Source organism: Bradyrhizobium sp. (assembly GCF_050014615.1).
GTDB lineage: Bacteria > Pseudomonadota > Alphaproteobacteria > Rhizobiales > Xanthobacteraceae > Bradyrhizobium.
Window position 1 is genome coordinate 1 of the sequence record NZ_JBEKCZ010000116.1, and the last position, 16,960, is coordinate 16,960.

Below are 16,960 nucleotides of genomic sequence, written 5' to 3' on the forward strand. Positions count from 1 at the left end.
CGGGGCGCTGCCGTACTTTTTCGGGGGACTGCGGATTTCAAGCGGGCTTGCGCTGATCGGCGCCGTGGTGGCGGAGTTCGTCGCCGGCACCGGCGGCCGTTCATCTGGCCTCGCCTATGAGATTCTGGACGCCGGATTCACGCTCGATATTCCCCGCATGTTCGCAGCGTTGTTCCTGATCACGCTGGCCGGAATAGGATTGTTCGGGGCGATGGTCGTGCTGTCCAGGCTCGCATTGTCGGACTGGCACGAAAGCGAGATAGGAGCGGAGACGTGACCGCGTTGCTGATCGAGAACGCCACCGGGATTTTCACCGGGCGCGCGGGTGCCGCGATGCGCACCAGCGGATCCATCCGGATTCGCGATGGCGTGATTGTCGAAATCGGCGCGCTCAACGCCGAGCCGAATGAGCGCCGGCTGGATGCCCGCGGCTGCGTGATCTATCCCGGCCTGATATCGACCCATCATCACCTGTTCCAGAGTGTCATGAAGGGGGTGAAGTCCGGCATCAATCTTCCGCTGGCCGGCTGGCTGCGCTCGGTGCCCTATACGTTCTGGTCGAAGGTCGACGAGGAGGCGCTGGCCGTCGCCGCACGGATCGGACTGGCCGAGATGTTGCTGTCGGGCACATCGACGATCGCCGATCACCACTATCTCTTCAGCGACACGTTCAGGTTCGATCCGGCGCAGGTGATCTTCGAGGTCGCGCGCAGCCTTGGCATCCGTCTGGTATTCTGTCGCGGCGGCGCCACCAAGGGACGTCACTTCGATACCGACGAGTTGGTTCCGATGCCGGTCGAGACGCTCGACCACATGCTCAAATCCGTCGAAGCCTGCGCGCAGCGCTTTCACGACACCTCGCCCGGCAGCCTTTCCCAGGTGGTGCTGGCGCCGACCACGCCGACCTGGTCGATCGATTCCGGTGAATTGAAGGAAGCGATCGCGGCCGCGCGGCGGATGAAGCTGCGGCTGCACAGTCATCTTTCGGAAAGCTCGGAATATGTCGATTTCTGCCTGTCGGTGCATGGCAAGCGGCCGGTCGAGTGGCTCGCCGACCACGACTGGCTGGGGCCGGATGTGTGGTTTGCGCATCTGGTTCATCTCGATCCCAACGAGATCCAGATGCTGGCGAGCACCGGCACCGGCATGGCGCATTGTCCGCAATCCAATTGCCGGCTCGGCTCCGGCGTCGCGCCTGCCGATGCGATGGCCCGGCTCGGCGGCGCCGTGTCGCTTGGCGTGGACGGCGCGGCATCCAACGAAGCCGCCGACATGATCAGCGAGATGCATAGCGCCTGGCATACCCATCGGGCCGTCAAGGGCGCCGATGCGGTGACCGCCGAAGACGTCGTGCATTGGGCGACGGCGGGCGGCGCCCGCGTGCTGGGCCTGCCGCAGATCGGAACCCTGGCGCCCGGACAACAGGCCGACATCGCGATCTTTGATCTCGATCAGCCCCGCCATTTCGGCATGCATGATCCCTTGATCGCCCCGGTCACCTGTGGCGGCTCCGCCAATGTGCGCTATCTCTTGATCGGCGGCCGCATCGTTGTGGAAAATAATGTCATCCCGGGCCTCGATATTCAAAAGCTCAGATCCGACGCGGTCCGCGTTGTCGCGCGGCTGGCTGCCTGAACAGCGGAGACCATCATGCTCAACACCAAACAACCCGTGCTTCGCCGCTTCTGGTACGCCATCATGCCAATCGATCACCTCAAGGATGGGCCGCGGCCGTTCACGCTGCTCGGTGAACCCATAGTGCTGTTTCTGGACGGCAAGGGCGAACCGGCCGCGCTGGAGGATCGTTGTTGTCATCGGACCGCGAAGCTCTCCAAGGGCTGGTGCAAGGACGGCAACATCGTCTGCGGCTATCACGGCTGGGAATACGACCGCGACGGCAAGCTGGTGATGATTCCGCAATTTCCGTTCGAGCAGCCGATTCCGGAAGCCAAGGCGCGCTCGTTTCGCGCCAAGACCCGCTATGGCTATGTCTGGGTCGCGCTCGATGAACCGCTCAGCGATATTCCCGACGTTCCCGAGGATCACACGCCCGGCTACCGCCGGATTCACCAGTTCTACGACAAGTGGAATACCGCAGCGCTTCGGCTGATGGAAAACTCGTTCGACAACGCGCACTTCGCCTTTGTGCACAAGGGGACCTTCGGCGATATCAACCAGCCCAAGCCCGAGAAGTACGAGATCGTCGAGACCGACTATGGCTTCGACGCCGAAACCATCATCACCATCCGCAATCCGCCCAACGCGGCCAGGATCACCGGAACCACCGATCCCACCACGAAGCGGCATCAGCGCAACAAGTGGTTCATGCCGTTTTGCCGGCGGCTCGACATGGAATATCCCTCCGGCATCCGGCACATCATTTTCAACTGCGCCACCCCGATATCCGACGGTCAGATCCAGGTCGTTCAAATCCTGTTTCGCAACGATACCGAAGCGGATTGCTCCACCCAGGAACTGATCGACTGGGACGCCGCCATCATCGCCGAAGACCGGGATATGCTGGAATCGACCGACCCCGATGCGATCGTGGATATGGGCCGGAAGATCGAAAAGCACATGCCGTCGGACCGGCCGGGCATGCTGATGCGCAAGCGCCTGCTCGATCTGCTTCACGACCATAATGAAGAAGAAAAACCCCGGCATGAAATCGCCTGAGCGAGCGCCAACCGCTTGATACGCAGCGATTCGGGCGTTTCGCCCGTAATGTTGCAGCGGCGTTGTTGGCCGTATTCATCCACGCACCAGGATACAAGGACAGCCGCGAGCCGCCCCTCGGAGCGCGAATTAACGTCTAAGGCATTGAAATTAAACCATAAATATGGAAGATCGGATCGTCGGCCTTGGCTGTTCCTGGGAGCGATCGCGTCTTCGGGTGACGAATGTGGCGTCCGCTGTCGCGTCGCAAATTTCGGTTTATGGCGGCCGGGCTTTGAACGAGGTCCGATTCGTATCTGTGCATGAAATAAGGACTTTTGGGCCTCCGTGGCTCTGAATCCTAGGCTGGCAGCTTGATTCCAAATAGTGTGCGTGGATCGAATCAACACCAGAGGACACAACATGGCAGTACAGATGACGAAATCGCAGCTGATCGAGAAGATCTCTGCGGAGAACGAAATAGCAAAGAAGGACGTGAAGGGCGTACTCGAGACGCTGGCGACCATCGGCTATAAGGAGCTGAAGAAAACCGGTGTCTTCCTGGTTCCCGGATTTGCCAAATTCGTCGTCATCAAGAAGCCCGCCACCAAGGCGCGTGCCGGAACGAATCCCTTCAACGGCGAGCCGATGATGTTCAAGGCCAAGCCGGCTCGAAAGATCGTCAGGGCGCGGCCGGTCAAGGCAGCCAAAGACGCGGTTTAAGTTTTAAAGGGCCCCTTCGGGGGCCTTTTTGCTTTTCAGGGGGCTGGATCGCAAGCGGTTGTTCCGGAGGTGTGTATGCCCGCCTACTACATCGGCGAACACAAGATCACCAACCCCGAGGTGTTCGAAGAATACCTCGCCTTGGTCATGCCGATGATCGAGCGCTTCGGTGGGCGCTATCTCACCAGGCGCGGCAGCCACGAGGTTCTCGAGGGCGACTGGCAACCCAATCGGGTGGTGATTGTCGAATTTCCCGATAAAGCTTCGATCCGAAGCTGGTACGCCGCGCCGGAATACCAGCCGCTGATCGCGTTGCGCCAAAGTGCCGCGACCGACGTGATGATCATGCTGGACGGCGTGTAAGCTCGCCGCGACAGCCAGCCGTTAGATCCGCGCTTCGTGCGGTCTGATCGAGGCCGTGGAGACCAGATGTTTGTCGAGGCGCAATTGCGCGCGGGACATCCCCAAAGCGAGGCCGACGAGTTGCGGCAAGTGCAGGACCGGCATGTCCAGCCTCTTGCCGATATCGGCCTCCATCTCCTTCTGGAAACTGTCGAGCACGGTGTGGCATAGCGGGCAGGGCGTCACCAGCGCCTGCGCGCCGTTGGTTTTGGCCGACTCGATATGCTGCCCCGTCAGTTTGATCGCGATCCGCTCGTCATGCGCCGCGGTATGAAAGCCGCAGCATTCGGTGCGGCCGGAATAATCGATCGGCTTGCAGCCCAAGAGTTCGGAGAGCTGTTCGAGCGAGCGGTTGTTGCGGGAATCGATGAAGCCGTATTTTCCGGGCGGGCGCGTGATGTGGCAGCCGTAAAATGCCGCGACCGAAAAGCCGTTGAGCGGGTTCACGATCAGGGTGCGAAGCCGCTCCATTCCGAGGTCTTCAAACAACACCCACAGGAAGTGCGTCACCCGCGTGGTGCCGCCATATTTGAGGCCTTCCGGCGCCAAGCGGTCATTGACTTCGCGCGCGATGTCCCGGTCTTCCAGGAACCGGGCATTGGCGTCGATCAGATTCAGCGTGCAGGTATTGCAGATCGTCATCAGCGGCAGCGCGTCGCGCTCCGCCAGAGCGAGGATCCTGACATTCAGCGCCAGGAAGCCGATGGGATCGATGGCCCTGATCTCGCGCGCACCGGTGCAGGTCGCCGACTCGATTTCCGACAGCTGCAGATCGAGTTTTGGGGCGACATTGCGCATCGCCTCATTCAGCTCGGCACAGGAGCTTTTGGCGGAACAGCCGGGGTAATAGGCGAATTTCATGATTGTCCGATATCCTCGTTGCGGAGCACGCGGCGCGCGGCTGTCGCCGCTCCGTTTCTTTTCTTGAATAGCGTTCTGAGCGGATTGATCTTGCCGGCGATCAACAACTTGATGGCGCGCGCCACGTGCAGGACGGCTTTCAGGCCCTGTACCCGCAGCACCAGCTCGGTCGGATCGATCCGCCCCCGCGCCGCGATGATCGCCCTGAATGTCAGCGAATGCTTTGCCAGGGCCGGCCGCAACGCCGCCGTCTTCGCCTTCAAGGGCTCGATGACCTGCGACACAATCGGGATCTTCGCCGGGCAGACTTCCTCGCATTTGTAGCAGGAGACGCAGTTGAAGATTCCGGCATGCTCAAGCGCGCCCGCGACTTTGTTTGGATCGTTGCGGGCGTCGAGCGCGGTCTGGGCGAGCTGAACCAGCGGGGCTGGTCCCGCGAAATCGGTCAGGCTGCCGAGGCCGATCACGGGACAGGCCGAGAAGCACGCCATGCAGCTGATACAGTCCAGTGCCTTCGAGGCGTCCTTCATCTCTTTGTGGGTCAGCGGTTCGGGAAAACCAGCGTATTCCTGATTTCTGACCAGCCAGGGCTCGAACGCTGCCACTCGCGCCTCGTAGGGAGCGCGGTCGACCACGAGATCGCGCACCACCGGCAGGTTCCGGAGTGGCTCGAGCGTCATCTCGGGTTCGACGCTCTCCCAGCAGGCCAGCACTTCCCGGCCGTTCATCCGGACAGCGCAGGTGCCGCACATCTTCGAGCCGCAGAACCAGCGATAGGCGAGATCGGGGGCAAAGTGCTCGGCGACATAGATCAAGGCATCGAGCACGCGCATCGAGGTCTGGTAGGGAATTTCAAAACTGTCGAAACGAATTTGCTCACCGAGATCGCCGCCGGACCTGCGGATGCGCAGACGAATCGGGTCGCCGGCCGCCAGCCGCTGATTGCGGGCGGTGAGGCTGTCGAAATTCTCGACCTTGCCGATGCTTCTGGCGTCCACGCCGGCGCCCATCACCAGGCAACCGAAAGGTTGTCGCGCCGGGAGAAGCCGGGCTCAAAAAATGGCGTCTCGTAAGGAGACCGCTCGAAGCGGAAGCCGTTGTCGGTCTTGATCATGATATTGGCGGCCAGCCAGGAATCATTGTCGGTCTCCGGATAATCCAGGCGCATGAAGGGACCGCGGCTTTCCCGGCGTTCGATCGACGAGTGAATGATGAGCTCGGCGGAATCGATCATGTTGTGAACGTCGATCGCATCCTGCCATTCGTAATTCGCGGTTCGGGTTCGGCTCCGCACGCTCATGGTCGGCAGCATCGAGGTCCGGATGCGGCCGAGATCCTCCAGCGCCCCCGTCAGGCTCGCAGCGCTTTTTTCGACCCCGACTTTTTCCCACATGATACCGCGGATCTTTTGCTTGATGTCTCCGGGGGAGGGGCCGGGTCCCGTCATGGCCAGCAATGCCTCGACCCTGTTTTGCTCGGCCGCGACTTCATCTTCCGGAAGCTCGCCAGGCTTGAGCTTTGTCCAGTCGGCCAGGATACCCTCGGCCGCGGTCTTGCCGTCGAAGGTCGCCAGCGCAATGAGGCCGTTGCTGTGCCCGCCGAGACCGCCCGCGACGTAGAGTCCGGCGACCGAGGAGCGCATCGTCACGTTGTCGACCAGCACGCCGCCTTGCCGGTAATGCGCCGAGACCGCGGTTTCCAATAGCCGCTTGCCGGGATCGATGCCGAGCTGGTTGAACGGTTTGCCGTAGGTCGTGTAGGCGTCGACTTCCCCAGGGTTCATGTTGTCGAAGCCGGCGAAATAACCGCCGTCATATCGCGCCTTGCCGGCGCGGACCTGTTTCACCAGCGCCTTGAGCTGCACGGTGTAGGGCCCAAAAGCCAGGGGATCATCGATTTGCTGGTTGAAGAATTCCGCTCCCTCGGAATTCACCATCCGCGCGGAGCCTTCCGAGCCGAGCACGGGGTTGGGGTAGATCTGCATCCGCTGCCAGCTCGGCGGATGCGCGACGTCATTGGTGTGCCACCACTGCATCTCCAGATTGACCAGCGTCGCACCGGCCCGCCACGCCATCGCCAGGCCATCGCCGGACATTTCGCGGGTACCGGTAGACCTTGTGTGCAGCCGGTCCGCATAACCCGTCGCCAGAATCACGGCGCGGCCGAGCAGGGCGATATGTTCACCGGTCATGGCGTCGATCGCGAACACGCCGCACACGCTGCCGTCGGGACGCCTGAGAAGACTGGTGACGACGGTCTCCTCGATTTTCTGGATGCCGGCCTTCATCACCTGCTTGCGGCGAAGGTCCATGAACGGAACGCCGGAATTTCCCTGGACGTTGGCGGCGATGCTGCGCACTTTTCCGGGGCTGGTGACGACGTTGCCCTGATCATCGCGCCGGAAATACAGCCCGGCCTCTTCCAGTTCGGGGTAGTAGACCTGTTCGATCCACTGACCGCATCGTCGTGCCCAGTTCTGATCGATCAGAAACTGGTTATGATATTTGACCAGATATTCAGCGGTATTGCGCGCCTGCTCCGGCGTATTGCCGAGCAGTCCGCCGCCCAGCACGAGATTTCCCGCAAAGATCGACGCGCCGCTTTTACCGACCAGGCCCTTGCAGACGATGATCGAGCCGATTTTCTTCTTCGACAATTCAAGCGCGGCGTAACAACCGGCGGCGCCGCCGCCGACGATCACGACATCCGTGGTCAGGACACGCATCTCTCAGTCATCCTGTTTACGGAATAGAGCCGGTTACTTCAGGGGTTTTCAAGGGCCGGGCGCGGTGCGCCGCGAAACCTTGCGGCACCCTAGTATGGCGACGTATAGTGGGCATTAGGGGTTTTTGCACAGGCAGGTGCTGTTCTGGGGCATCGCGGAGACGAGTTCGCCTTTGCCGCTGTCGGAGTTGATGGCGCCCAGGCAAGACAAGGGCATACGGATGGTGGAACCGGCGAGACCTGCATGGGACGATCTGCGGATCGTGCTTGAAGTGGCGCGCCAGGGAAGCATCTATGGAGCCGCGAAAATCCTGAAGGTCGACCATTCGACTGTGACCCGCCGCGTTGCACATGTCGAACTCGTGCTTGAGCGCAGGCTGTTCGACCGCTCCAGCCGCGGCATACGGGCGCGTCCGGAAACCGAGGAGTTGATCAAGCATATCCAGATGATGGAAGTGCATGCGGCCGCCATGCACGAGGCGATCGGGCTCAGCGCTGAAACCCGGACACGAACCGTGCGCGTTGCTACTATGGAAGGCCTTTCCAGCGGCTATTTGGCCCGCCGGGTCGAAGAGATCACGCTTGGAGATCCGACGCTGCGGATCGAATTGTTCAGCAATCCTCACATCGTTGATCTCCTGAAAAAGGAGACGGATATCTTTCTCAGCTTCTTCGATCCGGGGATCGCGGGCCTCGTCAGCGAACAGATCGGCGAAATCGCGATCTTTCTGTACGGCTCCGAGCGCTACCGCGCCCGGCATGGCCTGCCCGGATCGAGGGACGAACTCGGTGCGCATCGCTATGTGGGCTACATCCCCGAGATGATCTCGATCGACTCGGTGCGATGGCTCGAAGAGATCCTGCCGGATGCCAACGTGGCGTTCTGCAGCAACAGCGTGATTGCCCAGCGAAGCGCGGCGGTGGCCGGCACCGGACTTGTGGTGCTTCCGGCTTTCGTCGGCGACGAAAGTCCTGCGTTGTTTCGCATCATGCCGGAAAATATCCGTATCCTGCGACCGGTGTGGATGTCGGTCGGGCTCGACCAGCACCTCCTCAAGACCATCAAACAGACGGCAAAGGCGATTGCGCGTATCTTCGCGGCCGACAGCAAGTTCCTGCTCGGCGAGGCGAAATCGTCCGAAGCCAGATCCCTCAGCGCGTATACGCTGACGGAATTTGACCCGACTGAAACGGCCTAAGGCGCCGCAAGTCTGCTATCATGAAGCCTGCTGCCATGAAGCCTGCCGTCATGCCGGCAGCTTCGACAGGTCGAAGCGAACCGGCATGTTCTTGAGCAGTTCTTCCTTCGGCAGCCGTTTCTTCATTTCGAGCTTTCCGCCCTCAACCCGGCTGATGTAGCAATCGATGATGCCGACGTGATCTTCCTTGCGGATCAGCTTGTCGCCTTGGGGATGCCCGATCGAGTTCTTCATCTCCATGCCCTCCAGAGCCTGGATCACGCCTTCGACATCCTTGCGGGTCTTGTAACCCGAAAGCTCGATGGCCTGCTTCAAGGCAAAGATATCCTCCCAGCACTGCCAGCAATGGCTCTTGTCCATCACGGCGCTGCCGCCGATCTCGCGGGCGTTGACGTCGTCGATCTTCAGCTGCTTGTTGAATTCCTTGTGATACTCGTCGTTCTTGGCGGCGAGCATGCGCGGGAAATTCTCGAAAAAATAGATCCCCTCCGCGGCGCCCTGGATGTCGTCGGGCGCGATCGCTTCGATGCTCGCCGAGGACGAGAACATCTTCATGTTCTTGTCGAGCCCCATGTTCTTGGCCTGGGTGTAGAACGCGATCGAAAGCGCGCCGATGAAGGCCGGCAGGATCACGTCGGTACCCGCAGGCACCTGCGACAGATAGGGAACGAAATCCTTGGTGTCGAGCGGCACCGCGATGCTGGTCAGCACCTTGCCGCCTGCCTTCTCGATGAACGCCTTCGATTCCTGGTTGGTGCTTTGGCCGAAGGCGTAATCCGCGTAGACGATCGACCAGTTCTTGCCGAGGTTCTCGACACCCCAGGGCATGCTGGCCGCCGCGATCGAATAGGTGTCGGTCCCGGTCCGGAACGAGTAACGCGTGCCTTTTGCACCGGTCACCTCGGTCGCCTCGCCGATCGAAAAGTAGATCGTCTTCAATTCGGTGGCGATCGGCAACGCCGACAGCATCACGCCGGAATGAACCGAGCCGATCACGAATTCCGCATTGGCTCGCTGGATCAGGTTTCTCAATTTGCGCGCGCCGCTGGCGGGATTGGACTCGGTATCTTCCGTCGACAGCTCGACTTTCCGGCCGGCAATACCGCCGCCCTGGTTGATGATCTCGACGGCGGCCTTGGCGACCTTGTCATGCCACACGCCCCAGGAGGAGATGATCCCGGTCAGGTCGCAATGGTGGCCGATCACGATCGGTCCGGACGCCTGCGCATAAGCATCTTTCATGATGGTCAGGTTCGCGGTGCCGGCCGCAGCACCTCCCGCCAGCGCGCATTCCAGGAAACTTCGTCGGGATAATTTCTTTGCCATGATGTCTCTCCTCAGGCAGCGGGTTTCCGGGACAAGCCAAGGTAACGGTGCACGATCTGCGTATCGGTCTGCAATTCGCGCGAAGTTCCGGAGTAGACGACCACGCCCTTTTCCATCAGAAATACCCGCGGGCAGAGTTTCAGGGCGGTTTCGACATTCTGCTCGACCAGCAGGATCGAAACGCCGCTCTGGTTGATGCGGTGGATTTCCCGCCGGATCTGCGACACCAGCAGCGGCATGATCCCTTCGGTCGGCTCATCGAGGATAATGAGCTTGGGCCGCATCATCAGGCAGCGGGCGATCGCCAGCATCTGCTGCTCGCCGCCCGACAGCGTGTTGCCGGACTGCTTCAACCGTTCTTTCAATCTGGGAAAGCAATCGAACACGTAGTCCTCGCGCTCGGTGTCGCGCTTGCCTTGCGTCCCGATGCACAGGTTCTCGAGCACCGACAGGTTCGGGAAAATGCCGCGTCCTTGCGGGACATAGCCGATGCCAAGGCGAGGGACCTTGTGCGGGGCCAGGCTCGCGAGATCGGTCCCGTCGAATTCGATCTTTCCGCCGCTTCTGGGCGCGAGGCCCATGATCGCACGCAGCGTCGTGGTCTTGCCGACCCCGTTGCGTCCCAAAAGCGCGGCGGATTCGCCCGGCTTGATATCGAACGTCACGCCCTGAAGGATGTGGAGCTTTCCAATATGGACGTGGACATCCTGCAGCTTAAGCATGGAGTGCCTCATCGACGTAGCTCTCATCCTCGGGTCGGCCCAGATACGCCTCACGTACCTGTTCGTTGTCGGCGATCTCCTTCGGGCTGCCGCTGGTGAGCAGGGCGCCCTGTGCCAGCACGGTGATATCGTCGGCGATGCCGAACACGACCTCCATATCGTGCTCGATGATGATGATGCCGATATTGCGCGCGAGTTCGCGGATTTTCGACACCGCGCGCTCGGTCTCCGCCGGGCTCATGCCGCAGATCGGCTCGTCCAAGAGCAGGAGCTGCGGCTCGGAAATGACCGCCATGCCGATTTCGAGCATCGCGATGTCGCCGTAGGACAGCGTTCCCGCGATCTGCCCGGCGAGCCGTGTCATGTCCATCTGCTCCAGCACCTCGTCGACGCGTTCGCGGGTTTGCCGGTCGCGCGAGGCCGGCCGCAGCGGATGCAGAAAGCGTTGCGCCGACTGGCGCGTGATCGAGAGATTCTCCGATACGGTGAGCTGGTTGAACACGCTCTTGATCTGCATGGTGCGCTTGATGCCGAGCCGGCTGATCTGGTGCGGCTTCAGCCCGGTGATGTCGTGGTCCCGGAACAGCACGCGGCCGCTGTCGCTTTTGAGCAATCCCGTGATCAGGTTGAACAGCGTGGTTTTGCCGGCGCCGTTCGGCCCGATCACCGCGTGCAGTTTTCCTTCCGCGAAATCGAGGCTGAGATTGTCGACCGCGGTCAGTCCGCCGAATCGTTTCGATAGCCCCTCGATTTTCAGCATCGACCCCGTCATGGCTCGGTCCGAAGCTCTGTTGTCACCGGCAGTTCGGCGCCGGTCGGAGGCGGCGTGTCGACCCAGTCGCGCCAAAGTCCGACGATGCCCTTGGGCGCCAGGATCACGACCAGGATCGCCATCACGCCGACGATCAGCGAATGGTGCTCCCAATGCGTCGACACGACCTCCCGGATCACGATGAAGAGACTGGCGCCGACGATGGGCCCAAACAGAGTGCCGGCGCCGCCGACAATGGCCCAGACCACGGCTTCGCCCGAGAACGTGTAGAACATGTAGGACGCCGATGCGTATCGGCCGAAGAACGCGAACAAGGCACCGGCGACACCGGCCAGGAAGCCCGCCATCACGAAGGCGATGAGACGGATTACATAGACGTTCAATCCGATCAGCGAGGCTCGCACGTCATTTTCCCGCACCGCCAGAAATGCTTTTCCGAGCGGACTGCCGACCACGAGATGCATCAGGAAGAAGCAGAGCGAGACCGAGGCCAGAATGAAGAAGTACTGGAAGTTGGCGTCGGCAAAGCCAAACTGCACCGCTCCAAACGAAAATGTCGGCGGCAATGCAAAGTTTATTCCGTCATCGCCGCCGGTGACCGACTTCGCGCTAACCGCGATAAAATAGAAGATCAGCGAAAATACCACGGTGATAATAGCGAAATAATGCCAGGTCAGGCGGACCGCCAGGATGCCCGAGACAAAGGCCATCGCCATCGCGGCGGCGATCCCTAGTCCAAAGGCCGGCCAGAATGACAGGCCGAAATGATCAATCCCGATGCCGACGCCGTACATCCCGAAGCCGAAAAACAGCGCCTGTCCGAACGACAGCAGGCCGACATAGCCGAACAAAAGGTTGGCGCTGGCCGCGAACAGCGACCAGATCAGGATTTCGGCGATCACGCTGACCCAGAACGCGTTGAGAATGAGGGGGATGGTCCAGGGCACGGTCAGCAAGAACGCGGCGAAGACCGCGATCAGGCCGCGCTCGACGAGGGAGCGGCGGTTCATTTCGCAAATCCCTTGAACAGGCCTTGCGGCCGCAACAACAACACCGCGCTCATCAGCAGCAGGGAGGTGATGCGGGCCAGGGTTGGATTGGCGAAACTCTGGACGATGCCTTCCAGCAGCGACAGCAATATCGCCGCGGCGGCCGTACCGGGAAGGTTGCCGAGACCCCCGACAATGACCGCGATGAAACAGACCGGCAGCAGATCGACGCCGCCCCTGAAATCGACCGTCGTGATCGGCGCCGCGACCACGCCGCCAAATCCCGCGAGCGCAAAACCGACGGCAAAGGTCAAAACGTAAACCAGCCGGGCCGGCACACCCATCGCCGTTGCGGTCTCGCGGTCATGCCGCACGGCGCGCATCCAGGTTCCCAATTTGGTATAGTTCAGGAACAGGAAAAACGCCGCCAGCGCGGCGATTGAAAATCCAGCGGCATAGATCCGGTAGACATCGTACTGAATTCCGAACAGCGATATCGTGCCCTGGATCGGCGGCAGGATCCGGCGCGGCGTGGCGCCGAAGGTCATGCGTACGACCTCCTGAAGGATCAACGAGAGTCCGAACGTCGCCACGATCGACAATGCCGGGTTGCCGCGGATCGGCTGGATCACCAGCCGCTGTATCACCGCACCCAGCAGGAAGCAGATCAGCGGCACCAGCAGGAAGCCGAGCCAGTAATTGCCGGTCAGTTGAAGCGAGAACCAGGCGAGAACGGTTCCGACCATGAAGAAGTCGCCATGCGCGATATTGATGATATCCAGCAGGCCGAAGATGACCGACAGACCAAGAGCGATCAGGGCGATGATCAGGCCCCAGATCAGGCCATTGAGCGACAGCAGCAGCAGCGTGTCGATCACGATGCTGCGCCGGGTTGGTCGGAAAAAGCAGCAGCCGCTCGCGGCCGGCGAAATCCCCGGCTGGAAGCACGGCAACGATAATCCACCAAGAGCCCCTCTTCGTAATATCAGCAAGATGTCATCAGCTTGGCTGAAGCCCAGGCAGCTTAGCTGAAGTCAAGTCTGCATCAAGCGACCATTTGTTTGCCGTCTCTGCAATTGGCTTTTTTCACACCTCTGGGTGTGAAAATCCAAATGACTTTTTCCAGTTCCCGGCCCGGTCTCCACCAGCAAGGGCCGACCATTTCACGAAAGCCCGTCGCTCGGCGACGTCTCGCGAGGGTAGACCTGCTTGCAAGGGTAGATCTGCCATGACAACGCCATTCGCCTGCCGAACTGAATTGACTCCGGATCAATCGGAATTCTAATAGTCAGATCGATACCCGAATGGCGGCGTGTGTGTGCTTCCGAATTGCTCTATTTTTGGTCAGTACAGCGCGAAATTAAAGCAGTCAGAAAGCTCATCCATGCGTGTCATTAATGTCGCCGCTGCTCAAATGGGTCCGATCCAGCGCTCGGATAGCCGGCAAATCGTCATCCCGCGGATGCTGGCCTTGATGGACGAGGCCAAGGCGAAGGGAGCTGATCTGATCGTCTATCCGGAATTGGCGCTGACCACGTTTTTTCCGCGCTGGTACATGGAGGATCAGACCGAGGTCGACACCTGGTTCGAGCATGACATGCCGAACGCGGCGACGATGCCGCTGTTCGCGCGCGCCGCGGAGTATCAGATGGCGATGAGTTTCGGCTATGCCGAGCGCACGCCGGACGGGCATCATTTCAACACCTGCATTCTCACCGATAGAAATGCGAAGATCGTCGGCAAGTATCGCAAGACCCATCTGCCGGGTCATTCGGAATACGACACCGAGCGCGCGTTCCAGCATCTCGAGAAGCGCTATTTCGAGCCGGGCGACACTGGCTTTGAGGTGTGGCGCTCGATGGGCGGCATCTTCGGCATGGCGATCTGCAACGACCGCCGCTGGCCGGAGACCTACCGCGTCATGGGCCTGCAAGGCGTGGAAATGGTTTTGCTCGGCTACAATACGCCCGCGGTCAATTCCCAGAAAAGCGAGGAAGGTCCGGAGAAGCGGCTGTTTCATAATCGCCTGTCGGTGCAGTCGGGGGCCTATCAGAATTCGACCTGGGTGGTGGCTGTCGCCAAGGCTGGCGTCGAGGACGGCTTTCCGCTGATCGGAGGCAGCCTGATCGTCGATCCCAACGGCGAGATTGTCGCAGAGGCCTCGACGGAAGACGACGAGTTGTTGTTCCATCCTTGCGATCTCGATGCCACCGTGTTCGGCAAGGAGACCATCTTCGACTTTGCCCGTCACCGCCGCATCGAGCATTATGGCCTGATTACCAGCCGGGTCGGTGCAATCCCGCCGCCGGAAGAGTGAGAAGCGATGTCCGGAATCCCGCTTCGCGAACTTAGCTTGCACGACCGGTATAAGCTGCTGTGCGGGGTTGTGGTGCCGCGCCCGATCGCGCTGGTGACGACACTCGACGACAACGGCGCCGTCAACGCGGCGCCGTTCAGCTTCTTCAATGTTTTTTCCGAAGACCCGCCGCTGATCGTGCTCGGGCTGCAGCACAAACCCGACCGCACCCCAAAGGACACCACGCGCAACATCCGCCGCGACGGCGAGTTTGTAGTGCATATGGTGGACGAGGCGCTGGCGTCGACCATGAATGACTGCGCGGTCGATTTCCCCTCCGGTGAGAGCGAAGTGGTTGCCACTGGACTGGCGACCCTGCCGTCGGTGGATGTCAAGGTGCCGCGCCTGGCGGCGGCGCCTTTCGCGCTCGAATGCCGGCGCAGCGTCGCATTGTCCTTTGCGCCCGGCCGCGAACTCCTGGTCGGTGAAGTCCTGCGCATCCATGCCCGCGCGGGTCTGGTCGACACCAATAATATGTATGTCGATTTCGCCGCGTACCGGCCGATCGGCCGCCTGTTCGGCAATCTCTACTCCTATCAGCGCGAGCCGTTCGCGATGGACCGCGAGAGCTATTCGCAATGGAGCGCGCGCCTGCGTACCGGCGACGAGAATCGCGCCGGCGATGGAACGGACAAACCGTCCGGAGACGGTAAACCGTCCGGGGATAGCTAGTGACGCGAAAACTGCACCGCGCCCAAAGCCATGGTCGCGGCGGCCTGGGTCGGATCGATGACGGGAATGCCGAGCGCATCTTCCAGCGGCTTGCGCATGCGCGCCATGCCGGCACAGCCCATCACGATGGCGCCGGCGCCATCCTCGTCCTTCAGGGCGCGTCCGACCTCGATCATCTTCGCCAGCGTTCCCGGGCCCGACGCGGTTTCCGCCACGCTCATATTGATCGGGCGCTCGCCGGCGAGCCGGTCCATCAGCCCCATCTGGCGCAGATAGCGGATATGCCGGCGGATCGAGCGTTGGGCGATGGCGATGACGCCGAAGGTCTCGGCGCGGGTCATCGCCGTCAGCACGCCGCATTCGGCGATGCCGAACACCGGCCGGTCGGTACCCTCGCGGCAGACATGCAGGCCCGGATCGCTGTAACAGGCGATCACGAAGGCGGCAGCGCTGTTATCGCTCTCGATCAGCCGGCGCAGCGGCATCGCGACGCTGTCGGCATCGGCCTGGCTCTCGATCCCGTAAGGTCCCTCGGCCAGCGTCGCGCAGACGATCTCCGGTCCGTCGGCAAAATCAAGCGGCTTCAGGGCCTCTTCCAGTCCCCTGGTCACGACGGTGTTGGAATTGGGATTGATGACGAGGATGCGCGGGCGGGACATGTTCACTTCCTTGGTCACTTCCTTGCAACTATCATGGCAAATATCAGGGTTCACACAGTTTCGAACGCGAGGTCTGCGCCGTCCAGCGATTTCTCGCTAGCCCCATTTCCAGCCGCCGGCTCTCCCAGCCGGGCGGCGGCCTAACGCTCCGGAGTACGTCATGACCGAACCCGCCTACGACATCGTGATTCGCGGCGGACGCGTCGCGACCGCCAGCGATGTATTCGACGCCGATGTCGCCATCGCCGGCGAGACCGTCGCTGCCATCGGCCGCAGCCTGCCGGCCGGCCGACGCGAGATCGATGCGCGCGGCAAACTGGTACTGCCCGGCGGCGTCGACAGCCATGCCCATATCGAGCAACTCTCGGCCGCGGGCGTCGTCAACGCCGATACATTCGAAAGCGCCACCACCGCGGCGGCTTTCGGCGGCACCACCACGGTGATTCCGTTCGCCGCTCAGCATGTCGGCATGGCGCTGCCTCAGGTGTTGGCGGACTATCATGCGCTCGCCAAAAAGGGCGCCGTGATCGACTACGCCTTCCACATGATCATCGCCGATCCAACCAAGGAGACGCTGGCGCACGACATCCCGGCGCTGATCAAGCAGGGCCACGGCTCGATCAAGATCTTCATGACCTACGACCTGCTGAAGATCGATGACGAACCCTTGCTCGATATTCTGGTCGCGGCGCGCGAATCCGGCGCCATGCTGTGCGCCCATGCCGAGAACCACGGCATCATCGCCTGGATGGTGAAGCGGTTACTCGCGCGCGGCTATACCCACCCGAAATATCACGCCATCAGCCATGCCAGGTTTTCCGAAGCCGACGCCATCAGCCGCCTGATCGGCATGGCGGCGCTGGTCGATCAGCCGATCATGATCTTTCACGTCTCGACGGC

The 16,960-nt window shown here is 61.3% G+C and carries 18 protein-coding genes; 9 read left to right on the forward strand and 9 right to left on the reverse strand.

Features of this window, described 5'->3' with window-relative positions:
- The 5 genes from ABR948_RS18780 to ABR948_RS18800 form a co-directional block, all read left to right on the forward strand.
- The coding region (locus ABR948_RS18780) for an ABC transporter permease (RefSeq protein ID WP_428120601.1) at positions 1 to 277 on the forward strand (277 nt) is incomplete at its 5' end.
- Positions 274 to 1,635 carry an amidohydrolase family protein gene (locus tag ABR948_RS18785; RefSeq protein ID WP_428120603.1) on the forward strand — a complete coding sequence of 454 codons (1,362 nt, stop codon included), beginning with the start codon at positions 274 to 276 and terminating at the stop codon, positions 1,633 to 1,635. The genes ABR948_RS18780 and ABR948_RS18785, both read left to right, overlap by 4 nt.
- A 15-nt stretch (positions 1,636 to 1,650) precedes the next feature.
- Positions 1,651 to 2,676, forward strand: a complete 1,026-nt coding sequence (locus tag ABR948_RS18790) for an aromatic ring-hydroxylating dioxygenase subunit alpha (RefSeq protein ID WP_428120605.1) — start codon at positions 1,651 to 1,653, stop codon at positions 2,674 to 2,676.
- A 402-nt stretch (positions 2,677 to 3,078) separates the two neighbouring features.
- The gene (locus tag ABR948_RS18795) at positions 3,079 to 3,378 is read left to right on the forward strand and encodes an HU family DNA-binding protein (protein ID WP_428120607.1); all 300 of its coding nucleotides are present in this window, start codon (positions 3,079 to 3,081) and stop codon (positions 3,376 to 3,378) included.
- A gap of 75 nt (positions 3,379 to 3,453) precedes the next feature.
- Positions 3,454 to 3,741, forward strand: a complete 288-nt coding sequence (locus ABR948_RS18800) for a DUF1330 domain-containing protein (protein WP_428120609.1) — start codon at positions 3,454 to 3,456, stop codon at positions 3,739 to 3,741.
- A 21-nt stretch (positions 3,742 to 3,762) separates the two neighbouring features.
- Here ABR948_RS18800 and ABR948_RS18805 read toward each other — a convergent pair whose 3' ends face one another.
- Genes ABR948_RS18805 through ABR948_RS18815 form a run of 3 tightly spaced genes read right to left on the reverse strand, consistent with a single transcriptional unit; the run spans position 3,763 to position 7,366 of the window.
- Positions 3,763 to 4,641, reverse strand: coding sequence for a CoB--CoM heterodisulfide reductase iron-sulfur subunit B family protein (locus tag ABR948_RS18805; protein ID WP_428120611.1), 879 nt, complete (start codon positions 4,639 to 4,641; stop codon positions 3,763 to 3,765).
- Positions 4,638 to 5,639: a 2Fe-2S iron-sulfur cluster-binding protein gene (locus ABR948_RS18810; protein ID WP_428120613.1), complete on the reverse strand. Its 1,002-nt coding sequence runs from the start codon at positions 5,637 to 5,639 to the stop codon at positions 4,638 to 4,640. Before ABR948_RS18810 ends, ABR948_RS18805 begins: the two co-directional genes overlap by 4 nt.
- Positions 5,640 to 5,650: 11 nt before the next feature.
- Entirely contained in the window at positions 5,651 to 7,366 is a 1,716-nt protein-coding gene (locus tag ABR948_RS18815; RefSeq protein WP_428120615.1) for an FAD-dependent oxidoreductase, read from the reverse strand.
- A gap of 190 nt (positions 7,367 to 7,556) precedes the next feature.
- On the opposite strand from ABR948_RS18815, the gene ABR948_RS18820 reads away from it, so the two are divergent.
- Positions 7,557 to 8,564, forward strand: coding sequence for a LysR family transcriptional regulator (locus ABR948_RS18820; RefSeq protein ID WP_428120617.1), 1,008 nt, complete (start codon positions 7,557 to 7,559; stop codon positions 8,562 to 8,564).
- A 48-nt stretch (positions 8,565 to 8,612) separates the two neighbouring features.
- Here ABR948_RS18820 and ABR948_RS18825 read toward each other — a convergent pair whose 3' ends face one another.
- The 5 genes from ABR948_RS18825 to ABR948_RS18845 are packed head-to-tail and all read right to left on the reverse strand — an operon-like array spanning position 8,613 to position 13,251.
- A complete protein-coding gene (locus tag ABR948_RS18825; protein ID WP_428120619.1) occupies positions 8,613 to 9,890 on the reverse strand; it encodes an ABC transporter substrate-binding protein in 1,278 nt (425 codons plus the stop codon).
- 11 nt (positions 9,891 to 9,901) lie between these two features.
- Positions 9,902 to 10,612, reverse strand: coding sequence for an ABC transporter ATP-binding protein (locus ABR948_RS18830; RefSeq protein ID WP_428120621.1), 711 nt, complete (start codon positions 10,610 to 10,612; stop codon positions 9,902 to 9,904).
- On the reverse strand, positions 10,605 to 11,384 hold the full coding sequence (locus ABR948_RS18835; RefSeq protein WP_428120623.1) for an ABC transporter ATP-binding protein: 780 nt from the start codon (positions 11,382 to 11,384) through the stop codon (positions 10,605 to 10,607). Before ABR948_RS18835 ends, ABR948_RS18830 begins: the two co-directional genes overlap by 8 nt.
- On the reverse strand, positions 11,381 to 12,394 hold the full coding sequence (locus ABR948_RS18840; RefSeq protein ID WP_428120625.1) for a branched-chain amino acid ABC transporter permease: 1,014 nt from the start codon (positions 12,392 to 12,394) through the stop codon (positions 11,381 to 11,383). The genes ABR948_RS18835 and ABR948_RS18840 overlap by 4 nt, the downstream gene beginning before the upstream one ends.
- Positions 12,391 to 13,251, reverse strand: a complete 861-nt coding sequence (locus ABR948_RS18845; RefSeq protein ID WP_428120627.1) for a branched-chain amino acid ABC transporter permease — start codon at positions 13,249 to 13,251, stop codon at positions 12,391 to 12,393. The genes ABR948_RS18840 and ABR948_RS18845 overlap by 4 nt, the downstream gene beginning before the upstream one ends.
- A gap of 506 nt (positions 13,252 to 13,757) precedes the next feature.
- Here ABR948_RS18845 and ABR948_RS18850 point away from each other — a divergent pair.
- A complete protein-coding gene (locus tag ABR948_RS18850; RefSeq protein WP_428120629.1) occupies positions 13,758 to 14,690 on the forward strand; it encodes an N-carbamoyl-D-amino-acid hydrolase in 933 nt (310 codons plus the stop codon).
- Positions 14,691 to 14,696: 6 nt separating this feature from the next.
- On the forward strand, positions 14,697 to 15,401 hold the full coding sequence (locus ABR948_RS18855; RefSeq protein WP_428120631.1) for a flavin reductase family protein: 705 nt from the start codon (positions 14,697 to 14,699) through the stop codon (positions 15,399 to 15,401).
- Here ABR948_RS18855 and ABR948_RS18860 read toward each other — a convergent pair.
- Positions 15,398 to 16,060, reverse strand: a complete 663-nt coding sequence (locus tag ABR948_RS18860; protein ID WP_428120633.1) for an aspartate/glutamate racemase family protein — start codon at positions 16,058 to 16,060, stop codon at positions 15,398 to 15,400. The two genes, ABR948_RS18855 and ABR948_RS18860, sit on opposite strands and share 4 nt — an antisense overlap.
- 160 nt (positions 16,061 to 16,220) lie before the next feature.
- Between ABR948_RS18860 and ABR948_RS18865 the strand changes: the two genes are divergently transcribed.
- Positions 16,221 to 16,960, forward strand: a 740-nt coding sequence (locus ABR948_RS18865) for an amidohydrolase family protein (protein ID WP_428120635.1), incomplete at its 3' end; no start/stop codon positions are given.

Excerpts from the sequence above, each read along its gene's own strand:
- ABR948_RS18790 (WP_428120605.1), top strand. The coding sequence starts at position 1,651 with ATGCTCAACACCAAACAACCCGTGCTTCGCCGCTTCTGGTACGCCATC.
- ABR948_RS18795 (WP_428120607.1), top strand. The coding sequence starts at position 3,079 with ATGGCAGTACAGATGACGAAATCGCAGCTGATCGAGAAGATCTCTGCG.
- ABR948_RS18800 (WP_428120609.1), top strand. The coding sequence starts at position 3,454 with ATGCCCGCCTACTACATCGGCGAACACAAGATCACCAACCCCGAGGTG.
- ABR948_RS18805 (WP_428120611.1), bottom strand. The coding sequence starts at position 4,641 with ATGAAATTCGCCTATTACCCCGGCTGTTCCGCCAAAAGCTCCTGTGCC.
- ABR948_RS18815 (WP_428120615.1), bottom strand. The coding sequence starts at position 7,366 with ATGCGTGTCCTGACCACGGATGTCGTGATCGTCGGCGGCGGCGCCGCC.
- ABR948_RS18820 (WP_428120617.1), top strand. The coding sequence starts at position 7,557 with ATGGCGCCCAGGCAAGACAAGGGCATACGGATGGTGGAACCGGCGAGA.
- ABR948_RS18825 (WP_428120619.1), bottom strand. The coding sequence starts at position 9,890 with ATGGCAAAGAAATTATCCCGACGAAGTTTCCTGGAATGCGCGCTGGCG.
- ABR948_RS18830 (WP_428120621.1), bottom strand. The coding sequence starts at position 10,612 with ATGCTTAAGCTGCAGGATGTCCACGTCCATATTGGAAAGCTCCACATC.
- ABR948_RS18835 (WP_428120623.1), bottom strand. The coding sequence starts at position 11,384 with ATGACGGGGTCGATGCTGAAAATCGAGGGGCTATCGAAACGATTCGGC.
- ABR948_RS18840 (WP_428120625.1), bottom strand. The coding sequence starts at position 12,394 with ATGAACCGCCGCTCCCTCGTCGAGCGCGGCCTGATCGCGGTCTTCGCC.
- ABR948_RS18850 (WP_428120629.1), top strand. The coding sequence starts at position 13,758 with ATGCGTGTCATTAATGTCGCCGCTGCTCAAATGGGTCCGATCCAGCGC.
- ABR948_RS18855 (WP_428120631.1), top strand. The coding sequence starts at position 14,697 with ATGTCCGGAATCCCGCTTCGCGAACTTAGCTTGCACGACCGGTATAAG.
- ABR948_RS18860 (WP_428120633.1), bottom strand. The coding sequence starts at position 16,060 with ATGTCCCGCCCGCGCATCCTCGTCATCAATCCCAATTCCAACACCGTC.